This window comes from Isoptericola sp. NPDC056573, from assembly GCF_042793335.1.
In the GTDB taxonomy this organism is placed as follows: Bacteria; Actinomycetota; Actinomycetes; order Actinomycetales; family Cellulomonadaceae; genus Isoptericola.
Genome location: NZ_JBHTUY010000001.1, coordinates 447842 through 465879 on the forward strand (window position 1 = coordinate 447842; position 18038 = coordinate 465879).

The following is an 18038-nucleotide window of genomic DNA, read 5'->3' on the forward strand; positions in this document are numbered from 1 at the left end:
CGTCCCGATGCCGTCGGTGCGACGTCGTGGCACGATCGCGGCCATGACGGTGGCGTTCGTGCTCGGCGGCGGCGGGGTGCGCGGGGCGGTCCAGGTGGGCATGCTGCAGGCGCTGTTCGAGGCGGGGGTGACGCCCGGCCTCGTGGTCGGCACGTCGATCGGCGCGATCAACGGCGCCGCGGTCGCCGCCGACCCGAGCATCGCCGTCGTCGACCGCCTCGGTGCCGCGTGGGCGTCCCCGACGGCGAACGAGGTCTACGGCGAGGCCTGGTACCGACAGCTCGGCCGCCTCGCCAAGTCCCGCACGCACCTGTACGACCCGGCCGCGCTGCGCCGGCTCATCGCGGGCACCTTGGGGGAGCGCACCACCTTCGAGGACCTGACCGTGCCCCTCGTGGTCGCCGCGGCGAGCATCGAGCGTGCGTCGGAGCACTGGTTCGACTCCGGGCCGCTGGTCGAGGCGGTGCTCGCCTCGGCGTCGGTGCCGGGCGCGCTGCCGCCCACCGAGATCGGCGGCGAGCACTACGTGGACGGCGGCATGGTGAACTCCATCCCGCTCGGCGAGGCCGTGCGCCGCGGCGCGACCACGGTCTACGTGCTGCAGGTGGGGCGGGTCGAGGAGCCGCTCACCGTCCCGTCCAAGCCGTCCGACGTCGCGCGCGTGAGCTTCGAGATCGCGCGGCGGCACCGCTACTTCCGGGAGCTGGAGGAGGCCCGCCGGGTCGCGACCGTGCACGTGCTGCCGACCGGCGGCGCGCTGCCGGGGGACGAGAAGCTCGGCGCGTTCCGGCGCATGGACTCCACCGCGTCACGCATCGCCCAGTCGTACGCCGCCGCGCGGGACTACCTCGCGGCAGCCCCGCCGGGACCGGCACCGGGGCCGACGCCGCCGGACGCGGCAGGGCAGCCGTGATCGCGCCCCCGCCCCGCTGGGTCCGGCGGGTCGTGCTGGCGCCGCTCGTGGTGCTGCTGGCGGTGCTCCTGGTGCCGACGTCGATCATGCTCGCGCTGGTCGTCGGCGCCGCGCTGACCTGGCTGCTGCCGGGCCGGCTGCGGGTGGTGCGCCTGCTGTGGATGCTGTCGTTCTACGTGCTGTGGGACGCCGCCGCACTGGTGGTGCTGTTCGGGCTGTGGGTGGCGTCCGGGTTCGGGCTGGCGATGCACCGCCCCTGGGTGCAGCGGGCGCACGTCGCCGTGGCGCGGGCCGCGCTGGCCGTCCTCTTCTGGCAGGTGCGGTGGACGCTGCGGCTGACCATCGTCGTCGAGGTCGAGAAGGGGGCGAGGCTGCCCGACGTCCCCGTCCTCGTGCTCAGCCGGCACGCCGGTCCGGGGGACTCGTTCATCCTGGTCGACGTCCTCCTCGGTCGCGCCCACCGCGCGCCCGCCATCGTCCTCAAGGACACGCTCCAGTGGGACCCGGCGATCGACGTCCTCCTGGGCCGGCTGCCCGCGGCCTTCGTCACGCCCGTCGCGCGCCGGAGACCGGGGCAGCCCGGCGCCGCGGAGACCATCACGCGCATCTCGGCCGACCTGGGGCCCGGCGACGCCCTCGTGCTGTTCCCCGAGGGGGGCAACGTGACGCCCCGGCGCCGCGCGCAGCGGATCGACGCGCTCCGTGCCCACGGCAAGGACGCCCTCGCCGACCGGGCCGAGCGCATGCCGCACGTCATGGTGCCGCACACGGGCGGTTTCCTGTCCGCGCTCGACGCCGTCGCGCCCGACGCCGCCGTGCTGGTCGTCGCGCACACGGGCCTGGACCGTCTCGTCACGGTCAAGGACATCTGGCGCGAGCTGCCGATGGACAAGACGATCGTGCTCGGCGGCACCCTGGTGCGCGTCGGCGACCTCCCTGCCGACGTCGAGGGCCGGGAGCTGTGGCTCTTCGAGCAGTGGGAGCGCGTGGACGCCTGGATCACCGCACGCTCCGCGGACCTCGACGCCGCCAGGCCGTGACCGTCGTCCCGCGGCTCCTGCGGGCCGACGACGCCACGCACGCCGTTCTGCGCGCCGGGAGCGGCCGACTGGGGGATGGTGGTGACAAGGCGAGCAGCGCTGAACACCCCGTTCACGGAGGCAGCCGGGCGGTGTAAGGTCTCCCGGCCGCCGAGACCCGGTGGTACAGACCACTCCAGTAAGGAGCCTCAACGATGCAGCTCATGCGGAGGCGCTCGATCGAAGCCACGATCGCGGCGTCCGACGAGCCCCAGCGCCAGCTCAAGCGGACCCTCGGCGCCTGGGACCTCATGGTCCTCGGCATCTCGGTGGTGATCGGCGCCGGAATCTTCTCGAAGGCCGCGCAGGTGTCGGCCACGCAGACCGGCCCGTCGGTCGTGATCTCGTTCGTCATCGCCGGCGTCGTGTGCGCCCTGGCGGCGTTGTGCTACGCCGAGTTCGCGTCGTACATGCCGGTGGCGGGCTCCGCGTACACGTTCTCGTACGCGTCGATGGGCGAGCTGCTCGCGTGGATCATCGGCTGGGACCTCATCCTGGAGATGTTCTTCGCCGCGTCCGTCGTGGCGAAGGCGTGGGGCCTCTACTTCGACAACTTCCTCAACGTCTTCGGCCTCGGCGGCGTCGACTCCGAGGGGGTCGCCTCCGGCATCCACAACACCGTGAGCCTCGGCGGCGTCTCCTTCGACTGGGGCACCGCGATCCTCATCGTCGTGCTCGCGACGCTGCTCGCCGTCGGCACCAAGCTCTCGACGCGTGTCACCGGCGTCCTCACGGCCATCAAGGTCGCGATCGTGCTGCTCATCATCGTGGTCGGCTTCGCGTTCTTCAGCGCGTCCAACCTCAGCCCGTTCGTGCCGAGCCCGGAGTCGTTCGGCGAGTCCACGACGCACAACACCACGATGACGCAGACCCTCTTCTCCTGGATGGCCGGCGCCGAGCTCTCCGTGGGCGGCGTGATGGGCATCCTCGCGGGTGCCGGCACCGTGTTCTTCGCGTTCATCGGTTTCGACGTCGTCGCCACCGCGGCGGAGGAGACCAAGAACCCGCGGCGGAACGTCCCCCGCGGCATCCTCGGCGGCCTCGCCATCTGCACCGGCCTCTACATCGCCGTGTCGATCGCGCTCTCCGGCATGGCCACCCCGCAGCAGCTGCGCGACGCCACCCCCGACGGCGGCGCGTCCGCGACGATCATCACCGCGTTCCAGCTGCAGGAGAACGCCCCCACCTGGGCCACCCAGGTCATCACGGTGGGCATCCTCGTCGGCCTCACCACCGTGGTCATGGTGCTCATGCTCGGCCTCACCCGCATCGTCTTCGCGATGAGCCGTGACGGCCTGCTGCCCCGCGGCATGTCGAAGACGTCGGAGAAGCGCGGCACCCCCGTGACGATCCAGGTCGGCACCGCCGTGCTCCTGGTCGTCGTCACCTGCTTCTTCTCCGTCGACGTGCTCGGCAACATGGTGAACATCGGCACCCTGTCGGCCTTCGTGCTGGTGAGCTTCGGCATCCCGATCCTCCGTCGTCGCCAGCTCAAGGCCGGCGGCGGGGAGGTCAAGGCCGACCACTTCAAGGTGCCGTGGTCGCCGGTGCTGCCGATCGTCTCGGGCGTGCTGTGCCTGTGGCTCATGCTGCAGCTGGACGTCGAGACGTGGCTGCGGTTCCTGGTGTGGCTCGCGCTCGGCTTCGCGATCTACTTCCTGTACGGCTACCGCAACTCGCAGCTGGGCAAGAACCCGTCGCAGCTCGCCGCCGACTACCGCGAGGCCCTGCAGACGGCCATCGGTGTGGACGACGACACCCCGCGGCGCGACTGACCGTTCGCGCCCGGCACACCACGGCGGCCCGTCAGAGCACTCTGGCGGGCCGCCGTCGTACGCGCCGGGGCGGGAGGCCTCTCAGCCGGCGAGCGACTCCAGCACCTTCGCGACACGGCGGTCCCGGGTCTCGTCAGTCCTGGCGCCGTCCACGCTGAGGGCGTGCGCCTTCTGCCTGCTCGGCGACAGCTTGCCCCAGGCGGCGGTGGCCGCGGGGTCGGCGGCGAGCGCGGACGCCAGGGCGGGCGGCACCTCGACCGTGCGGGGCGCGTCGTCGACCTCGAGCCGCACCTCGACCTCGTCGCCGGCGCCGCGGCCGGTGGCCGCGCGGGTCTCGGCGTTGAACGAGACCAGGAAGCGCCCGCCCATCGACGACACGGTGGTGCGGTAGGTGTAGCCGCCGTCGACCGTCACGACGACCGGGACCCGCCGGCCGCGCCCGAACGCCGCGACGACGGTGTCCGGCACGGGCAGCCCGACGTTGTTGCCGCCGGTCGCGAGCAGGGTGGTGGTGAAGGTCTGGACCGCGGGCGCGTCGCTCATGGGCACGACCGTAGCGACGGTCAGGCCGACTCGCCCTCGACGAGGCGCGGCACGAAGATCTGGGGCTCGGCGGGCACGTCGGCCCCGCCGAGGACGTCGAGCAGGGTCGCGGTCGCGGCCGTGACCATCTCGACGACGGGCTGCAGCACGGTCGTCAGTCGCGGCGTCGTCCGCTCGGCGCCGAGGGCGTCGAACCCCACCAGGGCGACGTCGTCGGGCACCCGCCGGCCGGACTCGCGCAGCACCTGGAGCGCGCCCGTGGCCATGAGGTCCGACGCGGCGAACACGCCGTCGACGTCGGGGTGCCGCGCCAGGATCCGCTCCATCGCGGCCGCGCCGCCCGCCACGGTGAAGTCGCCGTTCTCGACGGCGGTGGCAGGCAGCCCGGCGTCCTCGAGCGTGTGCTGCCAGGCGTCGTGACGGTCGACGGCCGCGGTCATGTCGAGCGGGCCGGTGATGGTGGCGACCCGGGTGCAGCCTCGGTCCACGAGGCGCTGCGTGGCGGTGCGCCCGCCTGAGGCGTTGTCCACGTCGACGAAGTGCAGGGACTCGGTGTCGAACGGCCGCCCCACGAACACCGACGGCAGGTGCGAGCGCATCAGCTCGGACTCGAGCTGGTCCTCCCGGTGGTGCGACGCCACGATGACGCCGTCCACGTGCCCCGACCGCAGGTAGCGCGCGATGTGGCCCGGCGGCTCGCCCGGCCGGGCGAGCAGCAGCACGAGCTGCAGCTCCGTGCCGGTCAGCCCCTCGCTGACGCCGCGCAGCACGCCCGCGAGGAACGGGTCCGTGAGGATGCGGGCGTCGGGCTCGGGCACCACGAGGGCGATCGAGTCGGTGCGACGGGTGACCAGCGAGCGGGCCGCCCGGTTCGGGGCGTACCCGAGCCGGGCGACGGCGTCGTCGACGGCGGTCTGCGCCTCGGGCGACACCCGGTCACCGCCGTTGATGGCGCGCGAGGCCGTGGACCGCGAGACCCCCGCGGCCCTGGCGACGTCGTCCAGCGTCGGGCTGGCATGCTCGATGACCACGTCCGGAGACTACTCTGCGTCCGCGCCGTCGCGTGCCGGCACGACGCCCGTGCGGGCGACCTCGCCGTACCAGTGTCCGGAGGACTTCACGGTGCGCTCCTGCGTCTCGTAGTCGACGTGCACCAGGCCGAAGCGCTTGGAGTAGCCGAGGGCCCACTCGAAGTTGTCCAGCAGCGACCACGCGAAGTAGCCGCGCACGTCGACGCCGGCGTCGATCGCGTCACGGACGGCGCGCAGGTGCACGTCGACGAACGCGAGGCGGTCCGGGTCGTCGACGCGGCCGTCGGCCTGCACGACGTCGGGGTACGCGGCGCCGTTCTCGGTGACGTACATCGAGGTGCCACGGGGGCCGGTGTAGTCGCGCTGCAGCCGCGTCAGCAGACGGGTGAGGCCCTCCGGCTGCACCTCCCAGCCCATGTCGGTGAGCGGCAGGCCGCGGCTGTGGTGGTAGATGCCGTCGGGCACCGGGTTGGGGGAGCGGGTCTCCCACACCGCGGCGTCGACGCGCTCGCCGCCGGGGTCGGCCGTGCCCGCGGGCGTCTCGCCCGCGGCACCCTGGGGTCGGGCGGAGACGGCGCCGCCGTTGTAGTAGTTCACGCCGAGCACGTCGATCGGCGTGGAGATCACGTCGAGGTCGCCCTCGCGCACGACGTCGGCGAACCCGAGGTGCGCGACGTCGTCGAGCAGGTCCTGCGGGTAGGCGCCGCGCAGGATCGGGTCGAGGAAGAAGCGGTTGAACATGCCGTCGTCGCGGCGCGCGACGTCGACGTCCGCCGGGTCCGTCGGGTCGACGGGGTCGGAGACGGTGAAGTTGAGCGTGAGGCCGAGCACGGCCTCCGGGTCGCGCTCGCGCAGCGCCCGGACGGCACCGCCGTGGGCGAGCATGAGGTGGTGGGCCGCGGCGAGGCCGTCCGCCGGGGACTTGCGACCGGGGGCGTGCGCGCCCGCGGTGTAGCCGAGGAACGCGGAGCACCACGGCTCGTTGAGCGTCGTCCAGACCTTCACCCGGTCGCCCAGGGCCTCGTGCATCGTCACGGCGTAGTCGACGAAGCGGGCCGCGGTGTCCCGGTTCGGCCAGCCGCCCAGCTCCTCCAGCGCCTGCGGCAGGTCCCAGTGGTACAGCGTCAGCCAGGGCAGCACGTCGGCGGCGAGCAGCTCGTCGACGAGGCGCGAGTAGAAGTCCAGGCCCTCCTGGTTGACCGTCTTGCCGTCCGGGACCACCCGGGCCCACGACGTCGAGAACCGGTACGCGTCGAGGTTCAGGCGCCGCATGAGCGCCACGTCCTCGCGGTAGCGGTGGTAGTGGTCGTCGGCCACGGACCCGTCGTCGCCGTTCACCACGGCGCCGGGGATGCGGCAGAACGCGTCCCAGACCGAGTCCTCGCGGCCGCCCTCCGTGGACGCGCCCTCGATCTGGAAGGCGGCCGTGGCGGTGCCCCAGAGGAAGCCGTCGGGGAACGTGACCGCCCCGGTCGCGTGCGGGGAGCTCGTGAGGGGGGCGCTGGGCGTGAACGGCACGGTCGTGCCGGGGGCCGCCCGGCGCGCGCCGGGGGTGGGGAGGGTCATGAATTCGGATCTTTCCATCGGTGGTGGGCCCACGCAGCCGCACGACGGTGCGGCTGCGTGGGCGTGACGTCAGGCGGGGGCGCCGGCGGGTCAGCCCTTGACGGCGCCGGCCATGATGCCCGCGACCAGCTGCTTGCCGACGAAGGCGAAGATCACCAGCAGCGGCAGCGTCACGAGGAAGATGCCGGCCATCACGAGCGAGTAGTCGACGAAGAAGTTGGCCTGCAGCGACTGCACCACCAACGGGAGGGTCGGGTTCTCGCTGTTCAGCACGATGGACGGCCAGAAGAAGTTGGTCCACTGCTGGACGAACGTGAACAGGCCGAGCATCGCGGCGGCGGGTCGCGCGGCCGGCAGGGCCACGGACCAGAACGTGCGGATCATGGACGCGCCGTCAACGCGGGCCGCCTCGATGAGCTCGTACGGCAGCGCCTCGGACAGGTACTGCGTCATCCAGAAGACGCCGAACGCGGTGACGAGGGCGGGCACGATGACGGCCTGCAGCTTGCCGATCCAGCCCAGGTCCGTCATGAGGATGTACATCGGGATGACGCCGAGCTGGGTGGGCACGGCCATCGTGGCGATGACGAAGACCAGCAGGGGGCCACGACCGCGGAAGCGCAGCTTGGCGAACGAGTAGCCGGCGAGCGTGGAGAACAGCACCACCGACAGCGAGGTGAGCACGGAGACGATCACCGAGTTGGTGAGGGCCTTCCAGAAGTTGATCCGGGTGGACTCGATCACGGTGGCGAACTGCTGGAACAGGCTCGAGTCGGGCAGCCACTGCGGCACCGCGTTCTTCGCGATCGTGACCGGGTCGGACGACCCGAGCAGCAGCGTGAAGTACAGCGGGAAGATCGAGATCAGCAGCGTGACCCCGAGCAGGGCGTAGGTGACCCAGCCGGGACGGCGCTGTGCGCTGCGGGTGGCCCGCGAGCCGCGGTTCCGGCGCTTGGTGGCCGCGCGGGCGGCGCCCCGGCCGGCGGTCTGGGCGGTGACGGCGACGGAGCTCATCGGCGGTCCTCCCGGTCGGTGGTCGAGGTGGTCGGGGGGAAGGTGGGCGGTCGCGGGGGCCCCTGGTTCGCGCCCCCGCTCGCGGGGGCGGTCGCACCGGTCGCCTGCGCGACCCGGGCGTCCGCCGCGAGGCGACGGGTGTGCCGGCGGCCCACCTTCTCCTTCTTCGGGCCGGAGGTCGCGATCCGCTGCGTGATGAGGAAGTTGACCATGCCGATGACGATGATCAGCAGGAAGAGCAGCAGCGCGACCGCCGACGCGCGGCCGAGGTTCTTCTGGTTGCCCCACGCGACGTCGTACAGGTAGACGACGGTGGTCATCCAGTCCTGGTCCGGTCCGCCGAGGCCCTTCGGGTCGAACATGCGGACCTCGTCGAAGATCTGCAGGCCACCGATGGTCGACGTGATGACGACGAAGATGATCGTGGCGCGGATCTGCGGCACGGTGATGGAGAAGAACTGCCGCGCGCGGCCCGCGCCGTCGATGACGGCCGCCTCGTAGAGCTCGCGGGGCACGGCCTGCATGGCGGCGAGGAAGATGAGCGCGTTGTAGCCGGTCCAGCGGAAGTTCACCATGCTGGCGATGGCGACGTGGCTGGCGACGCGGTCGGTGTGCCAGCCGATCGGGTCGACGCCGACGAACCCGAGCAGCTCGTTGATGAGGCCGTAGTCGTCGGCGAACAGCCGTCCGAAGATCATGGAGACCGCGACCGGCGCGACGACGTAGGGGATCAGCACGCCCATGCGCCAGAAGGTGGCGGCGCGCAGGTTCTGGTCGAGCAGGGCCGCGATCGTGATCGCGAGGATCACCTGCGGGATGCTCGAGAAGACGAAGATCGAGAACGTGTTGACCAGGGACTTCCAGAACAGGGGCTGCGCCAGGACGGCGGCGTAGTTCTCCAGCCCCGTGAACTCGCCCTGGCCGCCGAGCAGGTTCCAGTCGTACAGCGACACGAACAGCGTGTACCCGAGCGGGAACAGGCCGGTGAGCGCGAACAGCAGGAAGAACGGCGAGATGTACAGGTACGGGGAGACCTTCACGTCCCAGCGGCCGAGGCGCTGGGTGAAACCGACGCGTCGGGGAGGACGTGGCCCGGTCGCACCCCGTCGGTGCGTGGGCTGGGTGGGGGAGAGGACGGCCATCTGCTGCTTCCTGTGCTCGCCGGTCCGCCGGCCGCCGGGCGGGCCCGCCGAGAGCGTGTCTCGGCGGGCCCGCCCGGCGGTGCGGCGGGGGTCAGGGACTGGTCAGGGGGTCAGAGCCCGAGCGAGGCGTACTCGTCGAGGGCGCCCTGCCAGCTCTTCTCCGCGTCGTCACCGTTGAGGTCCACGCGGTTGAGCGCGTTCTGCACGGCCGTGTGGATCGCGAAGTAGTTCTTGCCCTTGAACGGGGCACCCTCGATCGCCTGGGCGCGGGCCGAGAAGATCGGGCCGACCGGAGCGTCGTTGAAGAAGTCGTTCGTCGAGTCCTGCACGGCGTCGGACGCCTGGGCGTCGAGCTGCGACGGGAACGTGTTGGCGTTCTCGTACGCCTGGGTCTGGACCTCGGGCGAGGTCAGCCAGGCAGCGAGCTCCTTGGCCGCCGCGGCGTTGTCGCCGGAGGAGGGGACGGTGAGGAACGAGCCGCCCCAGTTGCCGCCGCCGCCCGGGAAGACGTCCGCGACGTCCCAGCCCTCGACGCCGCCGGCGTTCTGCTCGATCGACGCGGTCATCCACGGCGGGCAGAGCATGGTGGCCCAGGCGTTGTTCTGGAAGCCGGCGACCCAGTCGTCGCCCCACTGCTCGAGGCCGGCGGACAGGTCGTCGTCCACGGACGCGGTCAGGACCTGGTCGTACAGGTCCTTGATCTCCTGGTTGGTCTTGAGGTCCTTGGGGTCACCCGTCGCCGGGTCCTCGTAGGCGCCCTCGAGCTGGTTCACCATGCCCTGGTACGTCGGCACCGCGCCGTCGAACCAGGCCGAGTCCGACTTGGCGACGAACTTCTTGCCGGCCTCGAAGTAGTCCTCCCACGTGGCGTCCGCGCCACCGAGAAGGTCGGCGACCTCCTCGCGGTCGGTCGGCAGGCCGGCCTTCTCGAAGAGGTCGGCGCGGTAGCAGATGGCCTCGGGGCCGATGTCCGTGCCGTAGCCGATGAGCTTGCCGTCGGGCGTCGTGGCCTGCTGGACCTTCCAGTCCACCCACCGGCCGTCGAGGGCCGGGTCGCCCAGGTCCTCGAACAGGTCGGGGAACTGCATCAGCTCGGGCAGCCAGTCGACCTCGATGCCCTCGATGTCGGCGAGGCCCTCGCCGCCGGCGGCGAGCTTGGTCGTGAGGTTGTTGCGCGCGTCCTCGGACGTCGCGGCGGTGACCTGCTTGACCGTGACGTTCGGGTGGTCCTCGGTGTACGAGGCGAGGAGCTCGTCGGTGTACCCGAACTGGTTGAAGGTGGCGACGGTCAGGGTGATCTTCTCGTCACCGGAGGCCGCGTCGTCGCCGTCGTCCGAGCCGCCGCAGGCGGTCAGGGCGAGGGCGAGGGTCGCGACGCCGGCGGTCGCCGCGACGACGCGACGGGTTCGGCGGGTGGGTCGGGTGCTGCTGAGCACGGTGACTCCCTTGTCTGGGTCGGGCAAAGACGGAGGTTTGGTAGCGCTCCCACCTCCATGGTGGTAGCGCTCCCACGGCCAGGTGATGATGCTGGCCGTCGGTGGTGACGAAAGTCAAGCCCGCTGAGGGCGTCGATGCCGTTCTGTGACGGAGCGCGCGGCGTCTGTGCAGGTCAGTGGCCTGCGCGCCGAGCGCGTGTCCGGATCGTTACCCGTCTTCACCCGGTCCGGTCGACGCCGCGAGCCACTCCTGACCGGCCGCGCCCTCGGCCTCGAGGGTCGAGCGGACCGCCCGGGCGGCGGCCTCGGCCACCGCGGCGCCGAACAGGGGAACCGTCGCGCGGACCTCGCCGTCGTACACCTGGCGCGTGCCGCCGTCCGCCGTCGACTCGAGGCGCACCGTCCCGGTCACCCGTACGGGTGCCCCGGCGATCTCGACGGCGATGGTCCCGGTGCGCAGACCGCCGGAGGGGGCCTCCCACACCTCCGCCTGGCGCACCTCGAGGTGGTCGCCGACGAACGGTCGCACCTGCGCGGGGATGAGGTCCGTGGGCAGGGTGCGCCGCACCGCGATGGTGAAGCCGTCGGCCGGGCTGCCGGTCACGTCCGCCTGCTCGACGCGGCCGCCGGGGCCGCGCAGCGCCCGCCAGCGGATGAACGCCTCGTCGGCGAGCATCGCGACGACGGCGTCCGCGTCCGCCGCGTAGGTCAGCTCCACGGTCAGGTGCACGAGGTCACCCTACCGAGGCGGGGGCGGGGGGAGAGCGCCCGTAGGCTGGTGGGCGTGTCCGCCATGAGTGACCTCATCGCCCAGAACGCCGACCTCTCCGAGGAAGACGCCGAGTGGCTGCACCTCCTCGTGGGCGACTGGCAGCTCGTGTCCGACCTCGCCTTCGCCGACCTGGTGCTGTGGCTCCCCACGTCCGACGGCGGCTTCGTCGCGCTCGCCCAGTGCCGCCCGTCCACCGGGGCGACCGTGCACTACGACGACATCGTCGGGTCGTTCGCGCCCGACGGGCAGCGTCCGCAGCTCGCGGCCGCCATGACGGAGGTGCGCGCGCAGCGCTCCCGCGAGCCGCGCTGGTTCGGCGCCTACGCCGTCCGCGAGGAGGCGGTGCCGGTGGTGCACGACGGGCGGCCGATCGCGGTCGTCGCGCGGCAGACCAACCTGGGGTCCGGGCGCACGCCCAGCCGGCTCGAGCTCAACTACGTGGAGTCGGCCGACGACATCCTCGCGATGATCGCGCGCGGCGAGTACCCCGCGACCAACGCCGCCACCGGGCCCCGCCGCGGCGCACCGCGCGTCGGCGACGGGCTGATCCGCCTCAACTCCGAGGGCGAGGTGCTCTACGCCAGCCCGAACGCGCTGTCCTGCTTCCACCGGCTCGGGGTCATCGGGCCGCTCGTCGGGCAGTCGCTGGTCGAGGTGACCGCCGACATCGTGCAGTACCAGGACACGGTGGACGAGTCGCTGCCGCTGGTCGTCATGGGCCGCGCGCCGTGGCGCACCGACATCGAGGCCAAGGGCGTGGCGCTGTCCCTGCGCGCCCTGCCGCTCACGGACCACGGCCAGCGCATCGGCGCGGTCCTGCTGTGCCGCGACGTGTCCGAGCTGCGCCGTCGTGAGCGCGAGCTGATGACCAAGGACGCGACCATCCGCGAGATCCATCACCGCGTGAAGAACAACCTCGCCACCGTGGCCGCGCTGCTGCGGCTGCAGGCCCGCCGGATGGACGTGCCCGAGGCACGGGCCGCGCTGGAGGAGGCGATGCGCCGGGTCGCGACCATCTCGATGGTGCACGAGTCCCTGTCGCAGACCCTCGACGAGAACGTGGAGCTCGACGGCATGCTGAGCCGCGCGCTGCGGCTCGCCGCCGACGTCGCCTCGACGCGCACGCAGGTGCGCACCCGCCAGTCCGGGTCGTTCGGGATGGTGCCCGCCCAGGACGCGACCCCGCTCGCGCTCGTGCTCACCGAGCTCGTCACCAACGCCGTCGAGCACGGCTTCCCCGGCCGGGAGTCGGGCAACGTCGAGATCGACGTGCAGCGCGACGGCGCGTCGATGCGCGTGGTCGTCGCCGACGACGGCGTGGGGATGCCGGAGGGCATCGCGAGCCTCGGCCGAGCGTCGCGCAGCGGCCTGGGGTCGCAGATCGTGCAGACGCTCGTGACGAACGAGCTGGGCGGCACCATCGACTGGGAGGCGCGCGAGGGCGGCGGCACCCAGGTGGTGCTGGAGCTGGAGCTGCGCGACGGCCAGGCGCCGCGATAGAGAAGCTCCGCGCGAGACGCAGAAGGCTCCCCGCACGAGAAAGGGGGCGGACCGCAGGCCTGCGGTCCGCCCCCTCTCGCGGGGAGCCTTCTCCGTCTCGCGGAGGTGCTCAGCCGGCGCGGCGGGCGCGGGCGGTACGGCGCTTGAGCGCGCGGCGCTCGTCCTCGCTCATGCCGCCCCAGACGCCGGCGTCCTGGCCGGACTCGATGGCCCACTTCAGGCACGTGTCGACGACGTCGCAGCGACGGCACACGGCCTTGGCCTCCTCGATCTGCAGGAGGGCGGGGCCGGTGTTGCCGATGGGGAAGAAGAGCTCAGGGTCCTCGTCGAGGCAGGCGGCCTTGTGGCGCCAGTCCATGTCATCTCCTCGGTGCAGGGGGACCTGGTCCGTCAGAGGGGCGCGCGCGAGGGCGCGCCAAACCGGGTCCGGTGGGTGGGGGTTGATCTGCCGTCCAGCGTCACACCTCGTGAAGCGCCGCACAAGGGGTTACGTGAAAGTTTCTCCTGCGTGAAGCGTGAGTGCTTCATCACACTGTCGTGAAACCGCAGGTCGCACGTATTCTGACGTGTCATGCGCGCTTCTGTCACCCCCTCGTCCGACGCCGACGGTGTCCCGGAGGGCTCACGCCCGCCGGGCCTGAAGGTCGTCGCCGCGGGAGTCGTGATCGAGGCCGTCCTCCTCGTGGGCGGGGCCCTGCTGGTCGGGGTCGAGCTCGTCCGCGGCGCCTCTCACAGCGTAGCCGTGAGCGTGTTCCTCGTGCTCTTCTTCCTCGGGCTCGCATGGCTGCTCGTCGGGTCCAGCCGAGCCCTGTGGGCGGGGCGTCACGGCGGCCGGGCGCCCATCGTGGTGTGGCAGATCATGCAGGGCCTCGTCGGCGTCAGCCTGCTCACCGCGGGCGTGCTCTGGGCGGTGCTCGCCGGCCTCGGCCTGCTGCTCGTCGCCGGCACGGTGCTCGTCGCGGTGATGTCGCGCCGGGTCGTCGAGTCGACGTCCGGCTGAGACCGCCGGGGTCGGGTCCGCGTCCGCCGGCCTGGCCACCTGCACGACCCGTACCCGCCCCGCCTCCACGAGTGCGCCGCGCCCCGCGCGAGCCGGTCCGGGGTCGACGGCGTCCGCGAGCGGGACGCCCCACAGGTCGTCCGCCCCGCGCTCGCCCGGGTGCAGCACCACCCCGGTGCGCCGCGCGCGGAGCTCGGCGAGGGCGCCCCGGTGCGCCAGCGCCGTCCCCGTCGAGCTCGCCGCCGCCACGAGCGCGAGGCCGGTGCCGTCGGTCAGCGCGGCGATCCGTTCCGCCTCGAGCGGGTGCTGCTGGGCGAGGACGTCGAGGTCGTCCACCACGAGCACGTCGTGACCCCGGTGCGTGACGGCGGCGTGGTCGACGAGCCCTTCGCCGGTCGCGCGGCCCGTCAGCCCGTCCTGAAGCCCGTCGAGGAGTCCGGGCAAGGACGCCGGCGACGGCGCCACGGCCGGCGCGTCGCCGGCGTCGCGGCGCAGTGCGGCGTCCCGCGAGACCACGCCGGCCAGCCGTCCCGCCGCCGCCAGCCGCCGGACGACGAGGCGCAGGACGGTCGTGCGGCCGCTGGCGCGCGGTCCGGTGACGAGGGCTCCCTGCGCGACGTCGAGCGCGACCGGGGCTGCCGCGTCGCCCCCGATCCCGACCGGGACGAGGAGCGCGCCGCCGTCGGGCGGGTCGGCGGCGCGGTGGCGGGGCCCGCGCCCGGGCGCCGGGGCCAGATCGGCCTCCTCGACCGTCGTGGGCAACGGCCGGACCCGCAGCGGCGCAGGGGTCGCGCGTTCCGTGCGGCCGCCGGGACCGGCGTCCGGGACGGACGGTTCGCCCGGCAGCAGGACCTGGCACAGGACCGGCTCGCGCGCGAGCCACGCGGCGCGACCCGCGAGCCCGCCGCGTCCGGCCAGCCCCGACGGCGCGCCGAGGAGCACGTCGGCGTGCGCCTCGCTGCCGAGCAGCACCAGCCGCGGCCCGACCCGCGCGGCGAGCCCGCCGAGGGTCGCGCCGTCGGACGCGAGCGCGAACGCGACGCCGACGGCGGCCAGCGCGCGCACCAGCGGGTCCCACGGGTCCGGCCCGGCGAGCGCGGTGCGCAGCTCCTCGACGCCGTCGACCACGACGAGCGTCCGCGGCCGTGCGGGCACCGCGTCCGCCGCCAGCAGGCGCAGCAGCCGTGCCGCGCGCCGGGGCGACGCGGGGCCGGCGAGGGTGCCGAGGCCCGGGTGTCCCGTGAGGGCGGCGTACCGGGGGAGCGCGGCGGCCGGTGCCAGCACGTGCACGTGCCACCCCTCGTCCAGCGCCGCCCCCGCCAGCGTCAGGAGCGTCGTCGTCCTGCCCGAGCGCGCCCGTCCCACGACGCCCAGGTGCCCCGTGCCCGGGTCCCAGCGCACGACGGTACGGCGCTGGCGGTCGGGGTCGTCGCCGAGCGCGAGGCGGAGGCCGGCGGAGTCGTCGTCGACCTCGGGGAGGTCCCGCGCCCGGACGCGGCCGGGCAGCGGGGGCAGCCACGGCGGGGCGCCCGGGCGGAGTCCGCGCGCGGCGGCGGCGTCCACGCAGGCGTCGACGAGCGTGCCGACGCGGCACGACCGCGCGCCGGCCTCCGCGAGGCGCTCGTGCGGGTCCGGCCCCGACGGTGCGGCCGCGGGCGGCGTCCCCCAGGCCGGGGCGTGACGCACCCGGCCCTCGGGCGTCGTGGGGTGCCCCGCGGCGTGGGCGCACTGGAGCGCCACCGGGGGTTCGGCCCCGCGGCGCAGGACGGCGCGCCCCGGCGTGCCCGGCAGGATCCGGGCGGCCGCGGGCGTCTCGACCACGTCGAGCGAGTCCGCGGCGTCCACGACCCGCAGCGCGAGCCGCGCCGAGACGTTGGCCCGCACGTCGGCGCTCACGGCGCCCGCGGGCCGTTGCGTCGCGAGCACGAGGTGCACGCCCAGGGAGCGTCCCTGCGCCGCCACGCGCAGCAGGCCGGGCAGGAAGTCCGGCAGGTCGTCGGCGAGGGCGCGGAACTCGTCCACCACCACGACCAGCCGCGGCGGGGTGTCGGGCAGCCCCGGGGGCAGGGCGGCGAGGTCCGCGACCCCGTGCCGGGCGAGGACGTGCTCACGCCGGCGCAGCTCCGCCCGCAGACCGGCCAGGGCGCGTCCCGCGAGCCCGGGGTCGAGGTCCGTGACCTGGCCGACGACGTGCGGCAGCCGCCCGCACGCGCCGAACGACGCGCCGCCCTTGAAGTCGACGAGCGCGAGCGCGACGTCGCGCGGGGACCGCCGCGCCGCGAGCCCCAGCACGAGCGACTGCAGCAGCTCGGACTTGCCCGCTCCCGTCGTGCCGGCGACCAGCAGGTGGGGGCCGTCCGCCACCAGGTCGAAGGTCACGGGGCGGCCGCGGGCGTCACGCCCGAGCGGCACGGCCCAGCCGGCGGCGGTGTCCCAGGCGGGTCCGGGGTCGGGCCGGCCCTCGAACAGGTCGACCAGCGGGACGGCGGCCGGGAGCCGCGGGTCGGTCGGGTCGCCGTCGTCGCCGGGCCCGCCCGCCTCGTCGTGACCGTCCGCCGAGTCCAGCGCGACCAACGACCGTCGCAGTCCCGCCAGGCCGGCGACGAGCCGCGCGGCCTGCTCCGCCCAGGCCGCGTCGACGCCGACGAGCGGGCCGGCCGTGGCCGAGCCGTCGGGCGCGGCCCTCCGGACCCTGCCCGCGCGCACCCGCCACGTCGTGCGGCACCACGACGGCACGGGCGCCCCGTCGGGCAGGCACAGCAGCACGGCGCCGCCTCGCGCGAGCACGTCGTCGGGTCGCCCGGTGACCGCGGCGAGGTCGGACACGTCGGGCACGTCGACGACGAGCAGGGGCGGGCCGACGGTCGGCAGCCAGCGGCACCACGACCAGGCGTCGAGCGCCCCGACGACCTCCACCGACGCGCCCGCCGCGGCGAGCTCGGCGACCACCGACCGCGCGGCCGCGAGCACCTCCGCGCGCGGCCCCACCACGGCGACCGAGCCGTCGGGGACCAGCCGGGCGAGCGCACCGGCCGCCGCCCCTCCCGCCCGGCGTCCACGACCGGAGGTCCCGGCGCCGGCGCCCCGGGGCGTCGTCCCCGCGAGGGGGCCACCGGCGCGGGCCCGGGACGCGGCCCGCGCGCACGCGTCGTCCCACGCGCCGTCGGACGCCTGGTGGGCCGCGACCAGCCGGGCGATCAGGGGGCCGGGGGCCTCGCCCACGACGCGGGGCGGCGCCGCACCGGGCTCCGGCGCTCCACCGGGCACGTGGACGGCGGCCGGGCCGCCCGGGGCGGACGACGCGCCGGCCCCGCCGCGGCGCCGCCGCCGCGCGGCGAGGAGCTGGGGCACGAGGGTCGCGACTCCGAGCAGGGAGAACAGCGCGTAGGCCGGCTGCCGCAGCACCGCGGCGAGGACCAGTGAGCCCACGACGGGCAGCGCCGCGGTGGCGAGCATCCCGGCGCCGGGCCCGGACGGCGACGCGCCCTCGGCGGCCTCGGCACGGCCGGGGGTGGCGTCGAGCCAGGCCGCCACGGTGCCCGAGCGGTGCAGCGTCCACGAGCGCGTCCCGTGCGGTCCGGTCACCTCGAGCACGCCGCCGGGGCGCCAGCGGCGCGGCCGACGCCCCACCGCCCGCGGACGCCGTCGCGCCGGGCCCGTCCCGCGGACGAGCCGCGCGGTCGGGCGCGGCCCGCGGGCACGCCCGTCGCCGGACGGTGGCGTACCGCTCCTCGCGCCCGGGGACACCGTGCTGCCCCGACCGGTGCGCCGCACGGTGACACGGTCCGGCCGCCGAGGGTCCGCGCGCACCACGACGCCGTGCTCGGGAGGCGGGCCCGCGTCGTCGGGCAGTGCCGTCGACGTGCCCGGTGAGAGGGCGACGGTCGCCCCGGCGGCGGGGCCGTCGGCGCGGGCGGCGAGCCACGGCCCGTCGAGGATCGCGGCCGCCGGGCGGGCGGTGTCGTCGCGCAGGGCGACGACGGCCCCGGGCAGGAGCGGGCGGTGCCCGACGACGTCGTCGTCGGACACGAGGACGCCGCCGGCGTGCACCGGGACGTGCCGCAGCTCGGGCCGGCGCAGCAGGTCGGCGAGCCCGGCCCGGCACGCGCCGAACGGCAGCCCCGCGGGCAGGAGCACGTCCTCTCCCGGGCGCACGGTGACGCGGACGTCGCCCGCCCGCCCCCGGCGGAGGCCGGGCGCGGGGACGACGAGGGCGGGCACCGCGGAGGTCGACATGACCTCCAGGGTGCCCGCCCGGGACGGCCGT

At 74.5% G+C, this 18038-nt stretch carries 13 protein-coding genes; 4 read left to right on the forward strand and 9 right to left on the reverse strand.

Going from position 1 to position 18038, the window contains the following annotated elements:
* Positions 1 to 43 precede the first annotated feature (43 nt).
* The 3 genes from ACFQ8E_RS02080 (at position 44) to ACFQ8E_RS02090 (ending at position 3767) form a co-directional block, all read left to right on the forward strand.
* A complete protein-coding gene (locus ACFQ8E_RS02080) occupies positions 44 to 913 on the forward strand; it encodes a patatin-like phospholipase family protein (RefSeq protein ID WP_430548902.1) in 870 nt (289 codons plus the stop codon).
* Positions 910 to 1953 (forward strand): 1-acyl-sn-glycerol-3-phosphate acyltransferase, encoded by a 1044-nt coding sequence (locus ACFQ8E_RS02085; RefSeq protein WP_430548903.1) that lies wholly within the window; start codon positions 910 to 912, stop codon positions 1951 to 1953. Before ACFQ8E_RS02080 ends, ACFQ8E_RS02085 begins: the two co-directional genes overlap by 4 nt.
* Positions 1954 to 2147: 194 nt before the next feature.
* Positions 2148 to 3767 carry an APC family permease gene (locus tag ACFQ8E_RS02090; protein WP_430548904.1) on the forward strand — a complete coding sequence of 540 codons (1620 nt, stop codon included), beginning with the start codon at positions 2148 to 2150 and terminating at the stop codon, positions 3765 to 3767.
* Positions 3768 to 3848: 81 nt separating this feature from the next.
* Here the strand turns inward: ACFQ8E_RS02090 and ACFQ8E_RS02095 are convergent, their stop codons facing one another.
* The 7 genes from ACFQ8E_RS02095 to ACFQ8E_RS02125 all read right to left on the reverse strand — a co-directional run bounded on the left by ACFQ8E_RS02095 (position 3849) and on the right by ACFQ8E_RS02125 (position 11229).
* Positions 3849 to 4310, reverse strand: coding sequence for a YdeI/OmpD-associated family protein (locus ACFQ8E_RS02095; RefSeq protein WP_430548905.1), 462 nt, complete (start codon positions 4308 to 4310; stop codon positions 3849 to 3851).
* A gap of 20 nt (positions 4311 to 4330) precedes the next feature.
* Positions 4331 to 5335 carry a LacI family DNA-binding transcriptional regulator gene (locus tag ACFQ8E_RS02100; RefSeq protein WP_430549036.1) on the reverse strand — a complete coding sequence of 335 codons (1005 nt, stop codon included), beginning with the start codon at positions 5333 to 5335 and terminating at the stop codon, positions 4331 to 4333.
* Between the two features lie 15 nt (positions 5336 to 5350).
* The gene (locus ACFQ8E_RS02105; protein ID WP_430548906.1) at positions 5351 to 6907 is read right to left on the reverse strand and encodes a glycoside hydrolase family 1 protein; all 1557 of its coding nucleotides are present in this window, start codon (positions 6905 to 6907) and stop codon (positions 5351 to 5353) included.
* 90 nt (positions 6908 to 6997) lie between these two features.
* Positions 6998 to 7921, reverse strand: a complete 924-nt coding sequence (locus tag ACFQ8E_RS02110; RefSeq protein WP_430548907.1) for a carbohydrate ABC transporter permease — start codon at positions 7919 to 7921, stop codon at positions 6998 to 7000.
* Positions 7918 to 9063 carry a carbohydrate ABC transporter permease gene (locus ACFQ8E_RS02115; RefSeq protein WP_430548908.1) on the reverse strand — a complete coding sequence of 382 codons (1146 nt, stop codon included), beginning with the start codon at positions 9061 to 9063 and terminating at the stop codon, positions 7918 to 7920. The genes ACFQ8E_RS02110 and ACFQ8E_RS02115 overlap by 4 nt, the downstream gene beginning before the upstream one ends.
* Positions 9064 to 9173: 110 nt before the next feature.
* Positions 9174 to 10499, reverse strand: a complete 1326-nt coding sequence (locus ACFQ8E_RS02120) for an ABC transporter substrate-binding protein (protein ID WP_430548909.1) — start codon at positions 10497 to 10499, stop codon at positions 9174 to 9176.
* A gap of 208 nt (positions 10500 to 10707) precedes the next feature.
* Positions 10708 to 11229 (reverse strand): DUF2505 domain-containing protein, encoded by a 522-nt coding sequence (locus tag ACFQ8E_RS02125; protein ID WP_430548910.1) that lies wholly within the window; start codon positions 11227 to 11229, stop codon positions 10708 to 10710.
* Between the two features lie 63 nt (positions 11230 to 11292).
* Between ACFQ8E_RS02125 and ACFQ8E_RS02130 the strand changes: the two genes are divergently transcribed.
* Positions 11293 to 12771, forward strand: coding sequence for a sensor histidine kinase (locus ACFQ8E_RS02130; protein WP_430549037.1), 1479 nt, complete (start codon positions 11293 to 11295; stop codon positions 12769 to 12771).
* 109 nt (positions 12772 to 12880) lie between these two features.
* Here the strand turns inward: ACFQ8E_RS02130 and ACFQ8E_RS02135 are convergent, their stop codons facing one another.
* A complete protein-coding gene (locus ACFQ8E_RS02135) occupies positions 12881 to 13129 on the reverse strand; it encodes a WhiB family transcriptional regulator (RefSeq protein ID WP_166849954.1) in 249 nt (82 codons plus the stop codon).
* Positions 13130 to 13393: 264 nt separating this feature from the next.
* Positions 13394 to 18007: an FtsK/SpoIIIE domain-containing protein gene (locus ACFQ8E_RS02140; protein ID WP_430548911.1), complete on the reverse strand. Its 4614-nt coding sequence runs from the start codon at positions 18005 to 18007 to the stop codon at positions 13394 to 13396.
* Positions 18008 to 18038: the final 31 nt, after the last annotated feature.